We start from the raw sequence: 16,120 nt of genomic DNA, 5'->3' as shown, positions 1-16,120 counted from the left end.
CCCGTTACCAGACGAAGGCGAGGACTTCCCCGCCAACGCTCCGCTTGCGGGCCTGCCGGTCGGTGAGCAGCCCCTGGGACGTCGAAATGATCGCCACGCCCAGCCCGCCGAGCACCCGCGGGAGCCCGTCCGACTTGGCGTACACCCGGAGACCGGGCTTGGACACGCGCTTGATGCCGGCCAGGCTCCGCTCCCGGTTCTGGCCGTACTTCAGCTCGACGACCAGTCGCTTGCCGACGGCGCCCTCCTCGGGCTCCTCGACCGACCAGGTGGCGATGTAACCCTCGGCCTTGAGGACCTCGGCGATGTTCGCCTTGATCTTCGAGTAGGGCATGGTCACCCGGTCGTGGTACGCCTGGTTGGCGTTACGCAGACGCGTGAGCATGTCTGCGATCGGGTCGGTCATCGTCATGAAATTCGTCAACCTTTCTCGCCGGGGTTCCCCGGGCCAGGCCCGGGGCCTACGGCGAAGAGACAGTTCAGCTGACGCGCGAAGCGCGCCGGGCTATTACCAGGAAGCCTTGGACACGCCGGGCAGCTCACCGCGGTGGGCCATCTCCCGGATGCACACCCGGCAGAGACCGAACTTGCGGTAGACCGCCTTCGGACGCCCGCACCGCTGGCAGCGGGTGTACGCGCGAACCGAGAACTTCGGCTTCGCGGCCGCCTTGAGGATCAGCGCCTTCTTGGCCATCTCAGTTCTCCTTGAACGGGAAGCCCAGGAGCTTGAGCAGCGCCCGGCCCTCGTCGTCGGTCGTGGCGGTCGTGACCACCGTGATGTCCATGCCCCGCTGGCGATCGATCTTGTCCTGGTCGATCTCGTGGAACACCGACTGCTCGGTCAGACCGAACGTGTAGTTGCCGTGGCCGTCGAGCTTGCGCCCGTCCAGGCCGCGGAAGTCACGGATACGCGGCAGCGCGATCGAGAGCAGCCGGTCCAGGAACTCCCACATCCGGTCGCCGCGGAGGGTGACCTTCGCGCCGATCGGCATGCCCTCGCGGAGCTTGAACTGCGCGATGGACTTGGTCGCCCGACGCACCAGCGGCTTCTGGCCGGTGATGGTGGCCAGGTCGCGGACCGCGCCGTCGATCAGCTTGGCGTCGCGAGCAGCCTCGCCGACACCCATGTTGACGACGATCTTGACGAGCCCGGGCACCTGCATGGGGTTGCCGTAGCTGTACTGCTCCTGCAGCTTCGCCACGACCTCGTTGCGGTACCGCTCCTTGAGGCGCGGCAGGGTCTTGGTTTCGGTAGCCGTGGTCATCAGAGGTCCTTACCGGTGCTACGCGCGATGCGGACCTTCTGGCCGTTGTCGTCGATCCGGTAACCGACCCGGGTCGGCTTGCCGTCGGAGTCCAGGACCTGCACGTTCGAGACGTGGATCGGGGCCTCCTGGGTGACGATGCCACCGGTCTTGGCGCCACGCTGGGTGGTGCTGATGCGGGTGTGCTTCTTGACCCGGTTCACGCCCTCGACCAGGACCTTGTCCTGCCGCGGGTAGGCCGCGATGACCTTACCCTTGGCACCCTTGTCCTTGCCGGCGATGACGACGACCGTGTCGCCCTTCTTGACCTTCACGGTCACAACACCTCCGGCGCGAGAGAGATGATCTTCATGAACCGCTTGTCCCGCAGCTCGCGGCCCACCGGGCCGAAGATGCGGGTACCGCGCGGGTCCCCACCGTCCTTGATGATGACGGCGGCGTTCTCGTCGAAGCGGATGTACGAGCCGTCCGGCCGCCGCTTCTCCTTGGCGGTGCGAACGACGACGGCCTTGACGACGTCGCCCTTCTTCACACCGGCACCGGGGATCGCGTCCTTGACCGTGGCCACGATGACGTCGCCGATGCTCGCGTAGCGCCGACCGGAGCCACCGAGAACCCGGATGCACAGGATCTCCCGGGCACCCGTGTTGTCGGCGACGCGCAGTCGCGACTCCTGCTGAATCACGTCTATCTCCTATGTCTGCCGGTTCTCCGGCCGCCCGGGGGCGGCCGGAGCCTGGCGGAACCTGCGCCCGACCGAACCCGGCCGAGCTCGAGCCTTCGCTACTTGGCCTTCTCGAGGATCTCCACGAGCCGCCACCGCTTGGTGGCGGACAGCGGCCGGGTCTCCATGATCAGGACCCGGTCGCCGATGCCGGCCGAGTTCTGCTCGTCGTGGACCTTCAGCTTGCTGGTCCGGCGCATGATCTTGCCGTACAGCGCGTGCTTGACCCGGTCCTCGACCTCGACCACGACGGTCTTTTCCATCTTGTCGCTGACCACGAGGCCCTCACGCACCTTGCGGCGGGCCCGCGCGGTGGCGGCGGTGGTGTTCTCACTCATGATGCAGTCACCTCAGTCGGCGCGGCCGAGAGACCCAGCTCACGCTCACGCATGATCGTGTAGATCCGGGCGATCTCCCGACGGATGACCTGCAGCCGCCGGTTGTTGTCCAGCTGCCCGGTTGCGGCCTGCACGCGGAGGTTGAACAGCTCCGCCTTCGCCTCGCGCAGCTTCGTGACCAGCTCCTCCTCGGAGAGCTCACGCAGCTCGGAGGCCTTGACGCCCGCTGCCATCAGGATTCACCCACTTCGCGCGTAACAATGCGGCACTTCATCGGGAGCTTGTGGATCGCGCGACGCATCGCCTCTCGCGCGATCTGCTCGTTGGGGAAGGACATCTCGAAGAGAACCCGCCCCGGCTTCACGTTGGCGACCCACCACTCGGGCGAACCCTTACCGGAACCCATCCGGGTCTCGGCCGGCTTCTTGGTGAGGGCCTGGTCCGGGAAGATCGTGATCCAGACCTTGCCGCCACGCTTGATGTGGCGGGTCATCGCGATACGCGCCGACTCGATCTGGCGGTTGGTCACGTACGCCGGCTCGAGAGCCTGGATCCCGAACTCGCCGAACACCACCCGGTTACCACCCTTGGACGCGCCGTGGCGGTCCGGGTGGTGCGGCTTGCGGAAGCCCTTCGGGGGCTTGCGCGGCATCAGCATCTGTCAGCCCTCCTGCTGCGTTTCTGCCGGCTGGGTGGCGGCCGCGGCGACGGCGCCGGCGTCAACCGGCTCGCCGCTCGGCGTCTCGGCCTGCTGCGCGATGGTGGTCGCGGCAGCCCGGCCGGCCTCGGTGCCACCGGCGGTCGTACCCGACGAACCCGACCGGCCACGGCGCGGCCGCTCGGGCCGGTCGCCACGGTCGCGGCGCGGACCGCGCGAGGGGGCGGCCTCGGCCGGGGCCTCGCGGCCCGGGACGGCGTCGCCCTTGTAGATCCAGACCTTCACGCCGATCCGGCCGAAGGTGGTACGGGCCTCGAAGAAGCCGTACTCGATGTTGGCCCGCAGCGTGTGCAGCGGAACCCGGCCCTCGCGGTAGAACTCGGTCCGGCTCATCTCGGCGCCGCCGAGACGGCCCGAGACCTTCACCCGGATGCCCTTGCAGGCCGGGTTCTTCATCGCGGACTGCATCGCCTTGCGCATGGCCCGACGGAAGCTGACCCGGCTGGACAGCTGCTCGGCAACGCCCTGGGCGACCAGCTGCGCGTCCGACTCGGGGTTCTTCACCTCGATGATGTTCAGCTGAACCTGCTTGCCGGTGAGCTTCTCCAGCTCGCCGCGGATCCGGTCGGCCTCCGCACCCTTACGGCCGATGACGATGCCCGGCCGGGCGGTGTGGATGTCGACACGGACCCGGTCCCGGGTGCGCTCGATGTCGACCTTGGAGATCCCGGCGCGCTCGAGGCCCTTGGACATCATGCGGCGGATCTTGACGTCCTCGCCGATGTAGTCCTTGTAGAGCTTGTCCGCGAACCAGCGGGACTTCCAGTCGGTCGAGATGCCGAGCCGGAACCCAGTGGGGTGAACCTTCTGACCCATTACTCGGCACCTTCCGTCGTGCTCTGCCCCTCAGCGGCCTCGGCCTGCTTGGCCGGGGCGGCCTTCTTCGCCGACTTCTTCGGCGCGGCCGGCGCGACCGCTTCGACCGCCACGGTGATGTGGCAGGTCCGCTTGCGGATCCGGTACGCCCGGCCCTGCGCCCGCGGCCGGAACCGCTTCATGGTCGGGCCCTCGTCGACGAACGCCTCGCTGACGAGCAGCGCGTCGGGGTCCAGCCGCTCGTTGTTCTCCGCGTTGGCGATCGCGCTCGCGAGCACCTTGTACACCTGCTCGCTCGCAGCCTGCGGCGCGAACTGCAGCACCGTGAGCGCCTCCTTCGCGGGCAGGCCGCGGACGAGGTTGACCACCCGGCGCGCCTTCATCGGCGAGATGCGCACGTGCCGCGCAACCGCCCGCGCGCCCGGAAGCACCGGAGCGTCGCCCTTTCCTGGCATCGCTGTAACCCCTTGTTCCTCTATCCGTATGCCCGCGGCGTCAGCGCCGGCGGCTCTTCCGGTCGTCCTTCTCGTGACCCTTGAACGTGCGGGTCAGCGCGAACTCGCCGAGCTTGTGCCCGACCATGGCCTCGGTCACGAAGACCGGGACGTGCTTACGTCCGTCGTGCACGGCGATCGTGTGACCCAGCATCTCCGGGATGATCGTCGAGCGGCGCGACCAGGTCTTGATGACGTTCTTCGAGCCCTTGTCGTTCTGCGTCTCCACCTTCTTGAGCAGGTGGTCGTCGACGAACGGGCCCTTCTTCAGGCTGCGAGGCATGTCTTATCTCCCTCAGCCGCGCTTACGCGTGGCGTAGCGGCGGCGGACGATCAGCCGGTCGCTCGGCTGGCCCTTACGACGGGTGCGGCCCTCGGGCTTACCCTGCGGGTTGACCGGGTGGCGACCACCGGAGGTCTTACCCTCACCACCACCGTGCGGGTGGTCGACCGGGTTCATGGCGACACCACGGACGGTCGGGCGCTTGCCCTTCCACCGCATCCGGCCGGCCTTACCCCAGTTGATGTTCGACTGGTCGGCGTTGCCGATCTCGCCGACGCTGGCGCGGCAGCGCACGTCGACGCGCCGGATCTCACCGGACGGCATGCGGAGGGTCGCGTACGCGCCCTCACGGCCGAGCAGCTGGATGCCGACGCCGGCCGAACGGGCCAGCTTGGCGCCGCCGCCCGGACGCAGCTCCACGTTGTGGACGGTGGTACCGACCGGGATGTTGCGCAGCGGCAGGTTGTTGCCCGGCTTGATGTCGGCGCTCGGCCCCGACTCCACCCGGTCACCCTGCTTCAGGTCCTTCGGCGCGATGATGTAGCGCTTCTCGCCGTCGGCGTAGTGCAGCAGCGCGATGCGCGCGGTGCGGTTCGGGTCGTACTCGATGTGCGCGACCTTCGCCGGCACGCCGTCCTTGTCGACCCGCTTGAAGTCGATCAGGCGGTACTGCCGCTTGTGGCCGCCACCGTGGTGCCGGGTGGTGATCCGGCCGTGGGCGTTGCGTCCGCCCTTCTTCGGCAGCGGAGCCAGCAGCGACTTCTCGGGCGTCGACCGGGTGATCTCGGCGAAGTCGGCGACGCTCGAGCCACGCCGGCCCGGCGTCGTCGGCTTGTACTTACGGATAGCCATTGTCTACACCCCTCAGCTGACCGGGCCGCCGAAGGCCTCGATACGGTCACCGTCAGCCAGCTTCACGATCGCCCGCTTGGTCGACTTGCGCTGACCGAAACCGGTCTTGGTGCGCTTGCGCTTGCCCTCGCGGTTGAGCGTGTTGACCGTCAGGACGCGGACGTTGAAGATCTGCTGGATAGCGATCTTGATCTCGGTCTTGTTGGCGTCCGGGTGCACCAGGAAGGTGTACCAGTTCCGGTTCAGCTCGCTGTAGCTCTTCTCCGAGACGACCGGGGCGACGATGATGTCGCGCGGATCGGCGATCGTGCTCACTTGCCACCCTCCTCGGTGGTCTCGGCGGGAACGCCCAGGAACTCGTCCAGGGCCTCCTTCGTGAAGACCACGTCGTCGGCCACCAGCACGTCGTACGTGTTGAGCTGGCCGGCCTCGATCAGGTGCACCCGCGGCTCGTTGCGCAGCGACACCCAGTTCAGCTCGTCGGTGCTGCTCAGCACGACCAGGACCCGACGGGCCTCGGTCGCCTTCGCCAGCGTGGCCAGCGCGGCCTTGGTCGACGGCTTCTCGCCCGAGACGAACGCCTCGACGACGTGCACCTGGCCGGCGCGCGCCCGGTCGGAGAGGGCGCCACGCAGGGCGGCGGCCTTCATCTTCTTCGGGGTGCGCTGGCTGTAGTCGCGCGGCACCGGGCCGTGGACCACGCCACCGCCGGCGAACTGCGGCGCGCGGGTCGAGCCCTGGCGGGCACGACCGGTGCCCTTCTGCTTGTACGGCTTCTTGCCTCCACCGGAGACCTCGCCGCGGGTCTTGGCCTTGTGCGTGCCCTGCCGGGCCGCCGCCAGCTGAGCCACCACGACCTGGTGCATCAGCGGGATGTTGGCCTGGACGTCGAAGATGTCGGCCGGCAGCTCGACGGAGCCGCTCTTGGCGCCTTCGACGTTGAGGACGTCAACGGTGGTCACTTGGCCGCACCGCCCTTCTTCACCTTGGTCTTGGCCGCGGTACGGACCAGGACCAGCGCGCCCTTGGGGCCGGGAATGGCGCCGCGGACGAGCAGGAGGTTGTTCTCGGTGTCGACCGCCTGGACGGTCAGGTTCTGGACGGTGTAGCGAACGCCACCCATCCGACCCGCCATCCGGGTGCCCTTGAAGACGCGACCCGGGGTCGCGCAGGCGCCGATCGAGCCCGGCGAGCGGTGCTTGCGCTCCACACCGTGGCTGGCGCGCAGACCGTGGAAGCCGTGCCGCTTCATCGGGCCGGCGTAACCCTTGCCCTTGGTCTTGCCGGTGACGTCGATGGTCACGCCGGCCGGGAACTCCTCGACCGTGACCTCCTGGCCCGGCGAGTAGTCCGCGGCGTCGGTGGTGCGCAGCTCGACGATGTGCCGGCGCGGTGCGACGTCCGCCTTGGCGTAGTGCCCGGCGAGCGGCTTCTTGACCTTGCGCGGGTCGATGGCCCCGTACGCCAGCTGGACCGCGGAGTAACCGTCCTTGTCGGCGCTACGAACCTGGCTCACGACGCACGGGCCGGCCTGAACCACGGTCACGGGAACAACGCGGTTGTTGTCCCAGACCTGGGTCATGCCGAGCTTTGCGCCCAGGATCCCCTTGACTTGCCTGTCCATTTGTCCGGTCCCTACAGCTTGATCTCGATGTCGACGCCAGCCGGCAGGTCGAGGCGCATGAGCGAGTCGACCGTCTTCGGGGTCGGGTCGATGATGTCGATCAGACGCTTGTGCGTGCGCATCTCGAAGTGCTCGCGCGAGTCCTTGTACTTGTGCGGCGAGCGGATAACGCAGAAACGGTTGATCTCCGTGGGCAGCGGCACCGGGCCAGCGACCTGCGCCCCGGTACGCGTCACCGTCTCGACGATCTTCCGAGCCGAGGAGTCGACGACCTCGTGGTCATAGGCCTTGAGCCGGATGCGGATCTTCTGTCCCGCCATGGTGGCTTCTGTTCCTTCTCTCGATGCCGCTGTGTTGCGGGCGCCTGTACCGGCTGGCACAGGCCCACTTCGCCGACCCCCGCGGTCGGGCGTGTCGCGCCCGTGGGCCAGGCTCCGCCCCGGGACTCCGGAGCGATTTCCGACCACGCGGTGGGTCATGGCGCCGATCGCGGTGACCGCGACCTGGACGCCGCGCGAGGGTGGTTGACCGCCAGGGGCGATCAACCACCCTACGCGAGACTGTCTGCCTCCCGGAGGTCCAGCGTTAACCGGACGCGGGCGACCGACCGTCGTTACGCAACCTGACTAGTATGCCGCACGACCGGCGGCGACGCTAATCGGGGTTACCCAGCTCACTTGATGATCTTGGTGACGCGACCAGCGCCGACCGTACGGCCACCCTCCCGGATCGCGAACTTGAGGTTCTCCTCCATCGCGATGGGCTGGATCAGCTTCACGGTCATCGTGGTGTTGTCGCCCGGCATGACCATCTCGGTGCCCTCGGGCAGCGTGACGACGCCGGTGACGTCCGTGGTCCGGAAGTAGAACTGCGGACGGTAGTTCTGGAAGAACGGGGTGTGCCGGCCGCCCTCCTCCTTGGAGAGGATGTAGACCGTGGCCTCGAACTCCGTGTGCGGGGTCGTGGTGCCCGGCTTGATGACGACCATGCCGCGCTCGACGTCCTCGCGCTTGATGCCGCGGAGGAGCAGACCAACGTTCTCGCCGGCCCGGGCCTCGTCGAGCAGCTTGCGGAACATCTCGATGCCGGTGCAGGTGGTCTTCATCGACTTCTCGCGGATGCCGACGATCTCCACCTCCTCGTTCGGCTTGAGGATGCCGCGCTCGGCGCGACCGGTGACGACGGTGCCACGACCGGTGATCGTGAACACGTCCTCGATCGGCATCAGGAACGGCTTCTCGGTCTCGCGCTCCGGCTGCGGGATCGCGGTGTCGACAGCGTTCATGAGGTCCATGAGCTTGCCGGTCCACTCGGGGTCACCCTCGAGGGCCTTCAGCGCCGAGACCCGGACGACCGGCAGGTCGTCACCCGGGTACTCCTGCGACGAGAGCAGCTCGCGGACCTCGAGCTCGACGAGCTCCAGGAGCTCCTCGTCGTCGACCATGTCGCTCTTGTTGAGCGCCACGACGATGTACGGCACACCGACCTGACGGGCCAGCAGCACGTGCTCGCGGGTCTGCGGCATCGGGCCGTCGGTCGCCGCCACCACCAGGATCGCGCCGTCCATCTGGGCGGCACCGGTGATCATGTTCTTGATGTAGTCGGCGTGACCGGGGCAGTCGACGTGCGCGTAGTGACGCGCCTCGGTCTGGTACTCGACGTGCGCGATGGAGATCGTGATGCCGCGGGCCTTCTCCTCCGGCGCCTTGTCGATCTCATCGAACGGCGTGTACGGGTTGAGGTCCGGGAACTGGTCGTGCAGGACCTTGGTGATGGCCGCCGTCAGCGTCGTCTTACCGTGGTCGATGTGACCAATGGTGCCGATGTTGACGTGCGGCTTAGTCCGCTCGAACTTCGCCTTCGCCACTGGTGTCCTCCTGTGGACTTTCTTGGTTCGTTCGCCCCGGCGCGCCGGGTCGGCGCTTAGGACTCTGTCGACAGCCTTTCCGGCCTGCTGGCCGGAGAGCCTTTGTGGGTTCTGCGGCGATGAAGCCTACAGGCCCGGATTCACACAATCCGACCGAGGTGGCCGCGGGCGGGAGAACCCTCCCGCGACCGGCCCCGGATCAACGGATCAGCTCAGGTGAGCGTCACTCACCCGTAGCCTTGGCGATGATCTCCTTCGCGACGCTCTGCGGAACCTCGGCGTAGGAGTCGAACTGCATGCTGTAGCTAGCCCGGCCCTGGGTCTTCGACCGCAGGTCGCCGACGTAGCCGAACATCTCCGACAGCGGCACCAGGGCCCGGACGACGCGAGCGCCGCTGCGCTCCTCCATCGCCTGGATGATGCCACGACGGGAGTTGAGGTCGCCGATGACGTCACCCATGTTCTCCTCAGGAGTGGTGACCTCAACGGCCATCATCGGCTCGAGCAGCGCGGGGTCGGCCTTGCGGGCCGCCTCCTTCATCGCCATCGAGCCGGCGATCTTGAACGCCATTTCCGACGAGTCGACCTCGTGGTACTGGCCGTCCACCAGGGTGAGCTTGATGCCCACCAGCGGGAAGCCGGCGAGGATGCCGTACTGCATGGCGTCCTGGGCGCCCGCGTCCACCGACGGGATGAACTCCCGGGGGATACGGCCACCGGTGACGGCGTTGGCGAACTCGTAGGTCGGGGCGTCGTTGCCCAGCGGCAGCGGCTCCAGGGCGATGATCACCCGGGCGTACTGGCCGGAACCACCGGTCTGCTTCTTGTGGGTGTACTCGACCTTGTCCACCGCGCGGCGGATGGTCTCGCGGTACGCCACCTGCGGCTTACCGATGTTCGCCTCGACGTTGAACTCGCGGCGCATCCGGTCCACCAGGATGTCCAGGTGGAGCTCGCCCATGCCGGAGATGACCGTCTGACCGGTCTGCTCGTCCAGCTTGACGCGGAAGGTCGGGTCCTCCTCGGCCAGCCGCTGGATGGCGGTGCTGAGCTTCTCCTGGTCGGCCTTGGTCTTCGGCTCGATGGCCACCTCGATGACCGGCTCCGGGAAGGTCATCGACTCGAGGATGACCGGGTTCGCCGGGTCGCACAGGGTGTCACCGGTGGTGGTCTGCTTCAGACCCTGGACCGCGATGATGTCGCCGGCCTGGGCGGAGCTGCGCTCCTCCCGCTTGTTGGCGTGCATCTGGTAGATCTTGCCGATCCGCTCCTTGCGGTCCTTGGTGGAGTTGATCACCTGGGAACCGGACTCGAGCGTGCCGGAGTAGATCCGGACGTAGGTGAGCTTGCCGAGGTGCTTGTCGGTCTGGATCTTGAAGGCCAGGCCGGAGAACGGCTCGGAGACCGAGGGCTTCCGCTGCAGCGGGGTCTCGCCGTCGGTCGCGGTGCCCTCGATCGCCGGGATGTCCAGCGGCGACGGCAGGTACGCGACGACCGCGTCGAGCATCGGCTGGATGCCCTTGTTCTTGAAGGCGGTACCGGTGAGGACCGGGTTGGCCTTGCCGGCGATGGTGGCCCGGCGGATGGCGGCCTTGATCTCCTCGACGGAGATCTCCTCGCCCTCCAGGTACTTCTCCATCACCGAGTCGTCGACGTCGGCCAGGGTCTCCATGAGCTTCTCGCGCCACTCGGCCGCGGAGTCGGCCAGGTCGGCCGGGATCTCCTCGATCGCGTAGTCCTCACCCTTCTGGGTCTCGCCACGCCAGGTGAGCGCGCGCATCTCGACCAGGTCGACCACGCCGATGAAGTCGGACTCGGCGCCGATCGGGATCTGGAGAACCAGCGGGGTGGCGTTGAGCCGGTCGATCATCATCTGCACGCAGCGGAAGAAGTCGGCACCGGTCCGGTCGAGCTTGTTGACGAAGCACATCCGCGGGACGTTGTACTTGTCCGCCTGCCGCCAGACGTTCTCCGTCTGCGGCTCGACGCCGGCGACACCGTCGTACACCGCGACCGCACCGTCCAGCACCCGCAGCGACCGCTCCACCTCGACCGTGAAGTCGACGTGGCCGGGCGTGTCGATGATCTGGATCGTGTGGCCCTTCCACTCGCACTTGGTGGCGGCGGAAGTGATGGTGATACCGCGCTCCTGCTCCTGCTCCATCCAGTCCATGACGGCAGCGCCCTCGTGGACCTCACCGATCTTGTACGTGATACCGGTGTAGAACAGGATTCGCTCGGTGGTAGTGGTCTTACCGGCATCGATGTGCGCCATGATGCCGATGTTGCGTACGTTGGCGAGCGCGTCTGCGGCGGCCACTTCAATCCCTACTTATCGTCGTCTAGACACAACTGGTGGCGGTTCCGGCGCCTCGTGGGCGCCGGAACCAGGGTGTTACCAGCGGTAGTGCGCGAAGGCCTTGTTCGACTCGGCCATCTTGTGCGTGTCCTCGCGCCGCTTGACGGCGGCACCGAGGCCGTTGCTCGCGTCCAGCAGCTCGTTCATCAGCCGCTCGACCATGGTCTTCTCGCGACGGGCGCGGGAGTAGGTCACCAGCCAGCGCAGACCGAGGGTGGTCGCGCGGGCCGGCCGGACCTCGACCGGAACCTGGTAGGTGGCGCCACCGACGCGACGGCTGCGGACCTCGAGAGTCGGCTTCACGTTGTCCATCGCCCGCTTCAGCGTGACGACGGGGTCGGTGCCGGACTTCTCGCGGCAGCCCTCCAGGGCGGCGTAGACGATGCGCTCGGCGAGCTGGCGCTTGCCGCGCAGCAGGATCTTGTTCACCAGCTGGGTGACCAGCGGCGAGTTGTACACCGGGTCAGCGACCAGCGGCTTCCGCGGAGCGGGTCCCTTACGCGGCATGTCAGCTCTTCTCCTTCTTCGCGCCGTAACGGCTGCGAGCCTGCTTGCGGTTGCGGACACCCTGGGTGTCCAGCGAGCCGCGAACGATCTTGTACCGCACGCCGGGGAGGTCCTTCACACGGCCGCCGCGGACGAGCACGATCGAGTGCTCCTGCAGGTTGTGGCCGACGCCGGGGATGTAGGCGGTCACCTCGATCTGGCTGCTGAGCTTGACACGAGCGACCTTGCGCAGCGCCGAGTTCGGCTTCTTGGGGGTGGTGGTGTACACGCGGGTGCACACGCCGCGCCGCTGGGGAGACCCCTTGAGCGCCGGGGTCTTGGTCTTGGTCGTCTTGGCCTGGCGGCCCTTTCGGACCAGCTGCTGAATGGTGGGCACCGGGTTTCTCCGCTCCCTTCGGCCGCTGCGAGGCGACCGCGCCGTCTGCTCTAGCCGGCCTGATGGACGGCTCTCCTACATTCCAACCAGGGCCACCTGACGGGGGTCCCAGCACCCGCGGTCGGGCGTGTCGCCCGAGTCACGGTCCGGTGCGGTCGCTCGCGCGTCGTACCGGGTTCTGTCACCGGCGCAGGAAACTCCCGACGCCAGGTCTTGGGGCTCTGTCGTGCGGCCGCGCGATCACCGGCTGACCGGTTCCGGCGCACGCACGCATTGCCCGGGCTGGCCCGGGCACAAGGGGAAAGAGTACCTACCACAGGCGCGCAGGTCAAAACGGAGCGGTCCGGGAGAACCGCTTCGCGGTCCGCCGGCCGATCACATCATGCCCGCCCGCCCGTCATGGGCACCTACGGTGACAAGTGTACCGGCTTCTCCGGCGCTCGGCCGGGCGGCCCCGGTTCCGCCCGCACGCCGGGCATCCGGGCATACCGGTCGTAGCTGGTCAGAGCACCGCCCGACCGGACGGCCCGGATCACGTGATCTGCACCACCAGAGCCAGCGCGAGCCCGCCCAGGCTGACCAGCAGGCCCACTCCCCCGCAACTGAGGCCCGCCACGGCCAGGCCACGCCCCGTGAACCGGACCGCCGGCGGCGGCGCCGGGCGCCGGATCTGCCGCCGGGCCAGGAGCCCCGCCACGACGGCCGCGGTGCCGGCGATCGCCCCGAGCACGGTGAAGGCCCCGGCGGCCCAGGCCCCGCCGTAGTTGGGCCCGGCCACACCGAAGCAGAGGACCAGCAGCGACACCAGGATCGAGGCGATCCCGATGACCAGCGAACCGATGGCGAGCCCGGAGGTCACCGGCGGCACGTCCAGGTGGACCACACCGAACGGGGTGCCCGGGACCGCGTCGACCCGCTTCGGCGGACGCGGCGCCTCACGCGGGGGCGGCGGCACCGCGGCCGGGGGCGCCGATCCCCAGCCACCGCCGGCCGGCGCGCTACCCGGCGTGGCCCACCCACCGCCGGGCGCCGGCTGGTTCCCCGGGTACGCCCCGGACCCCGGCCAGCCGACCGGAGCGGACGGCCCGGAGTGCGGCCCGGGAACGGGCGGGGCGCCGTACCCGCCGTGGTGCGACGGCGAGCCGGGCGGGGTCGAGGATCCGGCACCGTACCCCGCGTAGTGCGGCGGCACCACGGGTGGGGTCGACGGTCCCGGCGCGCCGGGGACGCCGTAGCCGGCGGGGTGCGGCGGGGAGCCGGGCGGAGCCGGCGGGTACGGCCCGGCGGGCGGCCAGGACCCGGGCGGCGCGGAGTGCGGCGAGGTCGGCGCGGGCGAGGTGGACCGGGGTGGCGCGGACTGGGGCGAGACGGGCGCCGGCGCGTACCCCATGGGGGTGATCTCCGGTGACGTGCCGGAGCCCCCGGCGGGCCCGGCGTCCGGCCCGGTGCCGGGGCGGGTCGGGTCGCCTCCCGGCGGCGGGGCCGGTTCCGTCACGGGGGTCCTCCTGTCGACGTGGCTCGCCCGCCGCGCGGCGGACACCGGCCAGGCTACCGTCGCGGGTCTCGCCGGCGGGGCCGGGCGCGGGGCGCTCCCCCGGCGGGTCAGTCGATGTTCGGGGCGAAGTCGTGCCCGAACGGGGCCCCGGCCAGCCGGACCACGCCGATCACCACGGCCGCCACGACGGCCACGGCCGCGAGCAGCAGGCCGGTCCAGGCCAACTGCTCGCCCCGGCGCATCCAGCCGGCGCCGGTGAGGAAACCGCCCGAGACGTACGCCTCGCGGCGGGCCTGCCGGGCGAGGGTGAGCGCGATGGTCGCGGGCACCACCCCGCCCACGAAGAAGCCGGTGAGCGCCCCGATCAGCCCGAGGGCGAAGACCGCGCGCGCCTTTGTCGAGCGGACCGGCTCGGGGTCGAGCGGATGGCGGTGCCCCTGCTGGGCGGCGGGCACCTGCCCGGGCACTGTCGTCATGCCCACCATCATGCCCCGACCGCCCGACGCCGGTCGGGCGCTATGCCGCCGAGGTCGCGGGGTCGGGCTGCGCCGCCGGCTCGGCCTGCCTCGGGGCGAGGCGGTCGGCCCGGAACAGCAGCAACGCGGCGAGGACCACGACGGCCGCCTCGGTCAGCAGCAGCGCGCGGTAGTCGAGCATCCCGATGAGGTACGCCCCGACCCCGATCGAGAGGGTCTGCGGGACGGTGGTGGTCACCTCGAAACCCGCGTACACCCGGCCCTGGAGGCGTTCCGGCGCCGTCCGTTGCAGCAGGGTCAGCAGGGCGATGGCCATCACGGTCAGACCGGCGCCCGAGCTGACCCGCCCAGCCAGGACCAGGCCGAGCAGCGGGGTGGCTGCGGCGGTCGCGCCGGCGGCCCAGGCCAGGAATGCCGCCGCGGCGACACGTATCTCGCCGAAGCGACGGACCGCCGCAGCGCTGGCCAGCCCGCCGAGCACCGCGCCGAGCCCCTGCGCGGCTTGGAGCACGCCGAGGAACTCCGGGGGACGGTGCAGCCCACGGTCGACGACGGCGTACGCGGTGGACTCAGCGAAGCCCAACACGAGGGCGAGCACCCCGGTGGCCAGCACCACTCTGCGGAGCAGAGGGTGGCCGGCGAGGTGCCGGAATCCGGCCGTGATCTCCCCTGCCCAGTGCCGCAGCACGCCGTCATCGCGTTCCGGTCGCGCCAGGGCGGGTTCCGCGACGCGCAGGGTCAGCAGCAGCACGGCCGCGGCCACGAAGGTCGCCATGTCGAGCACGGCGACCGCGGCGCCGCCCAGCAGCGCGTAAAGGCCGGCACCGACGAGCGGGGCGAGCAGCCGCAGGCTCTCCCGCGCCGTACGCAGCAGCGCGTTCGCGTCGGCCAGCAGGTCGCCGGGGAGCAGGCTGACCAGCAGGGCGGACTGGGCCGGCGCGATGACCAGGTTGAGGCACCCGTACAGGAACATCACCGCGTAGATCAGGGGCACCTGGTCGGGGCCGCGGACGGCCAGCAGGGGGAGCAGGATCGCCCCGCCGGCCAGGTTCGCCACCACCAGCAGCCGGCGGCGCGGCACCCGGTCGGCGAGCAGCCCGGCCAGCGGCGCGAGCAGCGCCGGGGCGGTGAAGAAGAGGAAGGTCAGGCCGGCCGCCCCGTCGCTGCCGGTCAGGTCCTTCACCCAGATGCCGCAGGCCAGCCACATCGAGCTGTCACCGACGAGGGAGAGGGTCTGCCCGGCGAGGTACCGGCGGGCGCGCCGGTCAGCCAGCAGTCGTCGGGTCGACATCCGACACCTCCGGCGCTCGGACGGGGTAGCCGAAGAAGAGCAACTCGACCGGGAGCGCCCCGGCCGGGCGGGCGTCGGACCCGGTGCGTCTGGCGTCGAACCGGGCGGTGAACCCGGCGACCAGCTCGCGGTAGGCGGCCACGAACTCGGCCAGTTCGTCAGCGGTGAGGTGGAAGAGGTGCTGCTGCCCGGTGGCCGCCTGGTACCACTCGGGTGGATAGGTGGGGGCGTCGTCGACGAACCGGCGCAGCCGCTGGACGTACCGGTCGAGCAGGACCCGGTCGAGCGCCTGGGACGCTCGGGTCCAGTCGGGGTCCTCGGGGCGGGCCGGAGCGGACCAGCCGCGCCGGGTCAGCCGCCAGGGCCGGGCCCGGCCGCGGCCACCGCCGGCCTCCTCCACGAACCCGTAGCGGGCCAGCTGACGCAGGTGGAAGGAGCAGGTGGTCGGGCTCTCCCCGATCAGCTCGCCGGCCTGGGTGGCGGTCAACGGGCCGGCCCCGAGCGCCTCCATGAGGGCGAGCCGTACGGGGTGACTGAGCGCGCGGAGTTCCCGGGGGTCGGTGAGGGTGCGGGGTTCGTCGCCGTCCATGGAGTCGAGAGTAACCTCTCGAGGAAATCTCTCGAGAGACTCGTAT

Annotated in this window: 24 protein-coding genes; all 24 read right to left on the bottom strand. The window is 69.7% G+C overall.

Going from position 1 to position 16,120, the window contains the following annotated elements:
* Positions 1-4 precede the first annotated feature (4 nt).
* Complete coding sequence (gene rpsH, locus GA0070603_RS23550; RefSeq protein ID WP_013288624.1) at positions 5-412, bottom strand: 30S ribosomal protein S8; 408 nt, start codon at positions 410-412, stop codon at positions 5-7.
* Positions 413-508: 96 nt separating this feature from the next.
* On the bottom strand, positions 509-694 hold the full coding sequence (locus GA0070603_RS23545) for a type Z 30S ribosomal protein S14 (RefSeq protein WP_007073023.1): 186 nt from the start codon (positions 692-694) through the stop codon (positions 509-511).
* A 1-nt stretch (position 695) separates the two neighbouring features.
* The gene (gene rplE / locus GA0070603_RS23540) at positions 696-1,265 is read right to left on the bottom strand and encodes a 50S ribosomal protein L5 (RefSeq protein ID WP_091317981.1); all 570 of its coding nucleotides are present in this window, start codon (positions 1,263-1,265) and stop codon (positions 696-698) included.
* Positions 1,265-1,585 carry a 50S ribosomal protein L24 gene (gene rplX, locus GA0070603_RS23535; protein ID WP_007465276.1) on the bottom strand — a complete coding sequence of 107 codons (321 nt, stop codon included), beginning with the start codon at positions 1,583-1,585 and terminating at the stop codon, positions 1,265-1,267. Before rplX ends, rplE begins: the two co-directional genes overlap by 1 nt.
* A complete protein-coding gene (rplN, locus tag GA0070603_RS23530; protein ID WP_007073026.1) occupies positions 1,582-1,950 on the bottom strand; it encodes a 50S ribosomal protein L14 in 369 nt (122 codons plus the stop codon). The genes rplX and rplN overlap by 4 nt, the downstream gene beginning before the upstream one ends.
* 98 nt (positions 1,951-2,048) lie before the next feature.
* A complete protein-coding gene (rpsQ, locus tag GA0070603_RS23525) occupies positions 2,049-2,327 on the bottom strand; it encodes a 30S ribosomal protein S17 (protein WP_091198287.1) in 279 nt (92 codons plus the stop codon).
* Positions 2,324-2,560, bottom strand: coding sequence for a 50S ribosomal protein L29 (gene rpmC, locus GA0070603_RS23520; RefSeq protein ID WP_007073028.1), 237 nt, complete (start codon positions 2,558-2,560; stop codon positions 2,324-2,326). The genes rpsQ and rpmC overlap by 4 nt, the downstream gene beginning before the upstream one ends.
* Positions 2,560-2,985: a 50S ribosomal protein L16 gene (gene rplP, locus GA0070603_RS23515; protein ID WP_073834927.1), complete on the bottom strand. Its 426-nt coding sequence runs from the start codon at positions 2,983-2,985 to the stop codon at positions 2,560-2,562. The genes rpmC and rplP overlap by 1 nt, the downstream gene beginning before the upstream one ends.
* A gap of 3 nt (positions 2,986-2,988) precedes the next feature.
* Positions 2,989-3,861, bottom strand: a complete 873-nt coding sequence (rpsC, locus tag GA0070603_RS23510) for a 30S ribosomal protein S3 (protein ID WP_091317979.1) — start codon at positions 3,859-3,861, stop codon at positions 2,989-2,991.
* Positions 3,861-4,316, bottom strand: coding sequence for a 50S ribosomal protein L22 (gene rplV, locus GA0070603_RS23505; protein ID WP_073834929.1), 456 nt, complete (start codon positions 4,314-4,316; stop codon positions 3,861-3,863). Before rplV ends, rpsC begins: the two co-directional genes overlap by 1 nt.
* Before the next feature lie 40 nt (positions 4,317-4,356).
* Entirely contained in the window at positions 4,357-4,638 is a 282-nt protein-coding gene (gene rpsS, locus GA0070603_RS23500; RefSeq protein ID WP_007073032.1) for a 30S ribosomal protein S19, read from the bottom strand.
* A gap of 12 nt (positions 4,639-4,650) precedes the next feature.
* A complete protein-coding gene (rplB, locus tag GA0070603_RS23495) occupies positions 4,651-5,490 on the bottom strand; it encodes a 50S ribosomal protein L2 (RefSeq protein ID WP_091317977.1) in 840 nt (279 codons plus the stop codon).
* Positions 5,491-5,502: 12 nt separating this feature from the next.
* Positions 5,503-5,805 carry a 50S ribosomal protein L23 gene (rplW, locus tag GA0070603_RS23490; RefSeq protein ID WP_091317975.1) on the bottom strand — a complete coding sequence of 101 codons (303 nt, stop codon included), beginning with the start codon at positions 5,803-5,805 and terminating at the stop codon, positions 5,503-5,505.
* The gene (gene rplD / locus GA0070603_RS23485; protein ID WP_091317974.1) at positions 5,802-6,452 is read right to left on the bottom strand and encodes a 50S ribosomal protein L4; all 651 of its coding nucleotides are present in this window, start codon (positions 6,450-6,452) and stop codon (positions 5,802-5,804) included. The genes rplW and rplD overlap by 4 nt, the downstream gene beginning before the upstream one ends.
* A complete protein-coding gene (rplC, locus tag GA0070603_RS23480; protein WP_091317972.1) occupies positions 6,449-7,114 on the bottom strand; it encodes a 50S ribosomal protein L3 in 666 nt (221 codons plus the stop codon). The genes rplD and rplC overlap by 4 nt, the downstream gene beginning before the upstream one ends.
* 11 nt (positions 7,115-7,125) lie before the next feature.
* Positions 7,126-7,434 carry a 30S ribosomal protein S10 gene (rpsJ, locus tag GA0070603_RS23475; protein ID WP_007073037.1) on the bottom strand — a complete coding sequence of 103 codons (309 nt, stop codon included), beginning with the start codon at positions 7,432-7,434 and terminating at the stop codon, positions 7,126-7,128.
* Between the two features lie 353 nt (positions 7,435-7,787).
* Positions 7,788-8,981 carry an elongation factor Tu gene (gene tuf / locus GA0070603_RS23470; RefSeq protein WP_091317970.1) on the bottom strand — a complete coding sequence of 398 codons (1,194 nt, stop codon included), beginning with the start codon at positions 8,979-8,981 and terminating at the stop codon, positions 7,788-7,790.
* Between the two features lie 223 nt (positions 8,982-9,204).
* A complete protein-coding gene (fusA, locus tag GA0070603_RS23465) occupies positions 9,205-11,301 on the bottom strand; it encodes an elongation factor G (protein ID WP_091317969.1) in 2,097 nt (698 codons plus the stop codon).
* Positions 11,302-11,376: 75 nt separating this feature from the next.
* A complete protein-coding gene (gene rpsG, locus GA0070603_RS23460; RefSeq protein WP_013735957.1) occupies positions 11,377-11,847 on the bottom strand; it encodes a 30S ribosomal protein S7 in 471 nt (156 codons plus the stop codon).
* A gap of 1 nt (position 11,848) precedes the next feature.
* Entirely contained in the window at positions 11,849-12,223 is a 375-nt protein-coding gene (rpsL, locus tag GA0070603_RS23455; RefSeq protein ID WP_007465318.1) for a 30S ribosomal protein S12, read from the bottom strand.
* Between the two features lie 532 nt (positions 12,224-12,755).
* Positions 12,756-13,178 carry a hypothetical protein gene (locus GA0070603_RS23450; RefSeq protein WP_091322244.1) on the bottom strand — a complete coding sequence of 141 codons (423 nt, stop codon included), beginning with the start codon at positions 13,176-13,178 and terminating at the stop codon, positions 12,756-12,758.
* Positions 13,179-13,825: 647 nt separating this feature from the next.
* Positions 13,826-14,194 (bottom strand): hypothetical protein, encoded by a 369-nt coding sequence (locus GA0070603_RS23445; protein ID WP_091322242.1) that lies wholly within the window; start codon positions 14,192-14,194, stop codon positions 13,826-13,828.
* Positions 14,195-14,234: 40 nt separating this feature from the next.
* The gene (locus GA0070603_RS23440; protein WP_091317967.1) at positions 14,235-15,485 is read right to left on the bottom strand and encodes an MFS transporter; all 1,251 of its coding nucleotides are present in this window, start codon (positions 15,483-15,485) and stop codon (positions 14,235-14,237) included.
* The gene (locus GA0070603_RS23435) at positions 15,460-16,074 is read right to left on the bottom strand and encodes an ArsR/SmtB family transcription factor (protein ID WP_091317965.1); all 615 of its coding nucleotides are present in this window, start codon (positions 16,072-16,074) and stop codon (positions 15,460-15,462) included. Before GA0070603_RS23435 ends, GA0070603_RS23440 begins: the two co-directional genes overlap by 26 nt.
* Positions 16,075-16,120 lie beyond the last annotated feature (46 nt).

Source organism: Micromonospora chersina, from assembly GCF_900091475.1.
Classification (GTDB): domain Bacteria; phylum Actinomycetota; class Actinomycetes; order Mycobacteriales; family Micromonosporaceae; genus Micromonospora; species Micromonospora chersina.
This window is presented reverse-complemented; position numbering and strand designations above follow the sequence as displayed.

Excerpts from the sequence above, each read along its gene's own strand:
- rpsH (WP_013288624.1), bottom strand. The coding sequence starts at position 412 with ATGACGATGACCGACCCGATCGCAGACATGCTCACGCGTCTGCGTAAC.
- GA0070603_RS23545 (WP_007073023.1), bottom strand. The coding sequence starts at position 694 with ATGGCCAAGAAGGCGCTGATCCTCAAGGCGGCCGCGAAGCCGAAGTTC.
- rplE (WP_091317981.1), bottom strand. The coding sequence starts at position 1,265 with ATGACCACGGCTACCGAAACCAAGACCCTGCCGCGCCTCAAGGAGCGG.
- rpsQ (WP_091198287.1), bottom strand. The coding sequence starts at position 2,327 with ATGAGTGAGAACACCACCGCCGCCACCGCGCGGGCCCGCCGCAAGGTG.
- rpmC (WP_007073028.1), bottom strand. The coding sequence starts at position 2,560 with ATGGCAGCGGGCGTCAAGGCCTCCGAGCTGCGTGAGCTCTCCGAGGAG.
- rplP (WP_073834927.1), bottom strand. The coding sequence starts at position 2,985 with ATGCTGATGCCGCGCAAGCCCCCGAAGGGCTTCCGCAAGCCGCACCAC.
- rpsC (WP_091317979.1), bottom strand. The coding sequence starts at position 3,861 with ATGGGTCAGAAGGTTCACCCCACTGGGTTCCGGCTCGGCATCTCGACC.
- rplV (WP_073834929.1), bottom strand. The coding sequence starts at position 4,316 with ATGCCAGGAAAGGGCGACGCTCCGGTGCTTCCGGGCGCGCGGGCGGTT.
- rpsS (WP_007073032.1), bottom strand. The coding sequence starts at position 4,638 with ATGCCTCGCAGCCTGAAGAAGGGCCCGTTCGTCGACGACCACCTGCTC.
- rplB (WP_091317977.1), bottom strand. The coding sequence starts at position 5,490 with ATGGCTATCCGTAAGTACAAGCCGACGACGCCGGGCCGGCGTGGCTCG.
- rplC (WP_091317972.1), bottom strand. The coding sequence starts at position 7,114 with ATGGACAGGCAAGTCAAGGGGATCCTGGGCGCAAAGCTCGGCATGACC.
- rpsJ (WP_007073037.1), bottom strand. The coding sequence starts at position 7,434 with ATGGCGGGACAGAAGATCCGCATCCGGCTCAAGGCCTATGACCACGAG.
- rpsG (WP_013735957.1), bottom strand. The coding sequence starts at position 11,847 with ATGCCGCGTAAGGGACCCGCTCCGCGGAAGCCGCTGGTCGCTGACCCG.
- GA0070603_RS23445 (WP_091322242.1), bottom strand. The coding sequence starts at position 14,194 with ATGACGACAGTGCCCGGGCAGGTGCCCGCCGCCCAGCAGGGGCACCGC.
- GA0070603_RS23440 (WP_091317967.1), bottom strand. The coding sequence starts at position 15,485 with ATGTCGACCCGACGACTGCTGGCTGACCGGCGCGCCCGCCGGTACCTC.
- GA0070603_RS23435 (WP_091317965.1), bottom strand. The coding sequence starts at position 16,074 with ATGGACGGCGACGAACCCCGCACCCTCACCGACCCCCGGGAACTCCGC.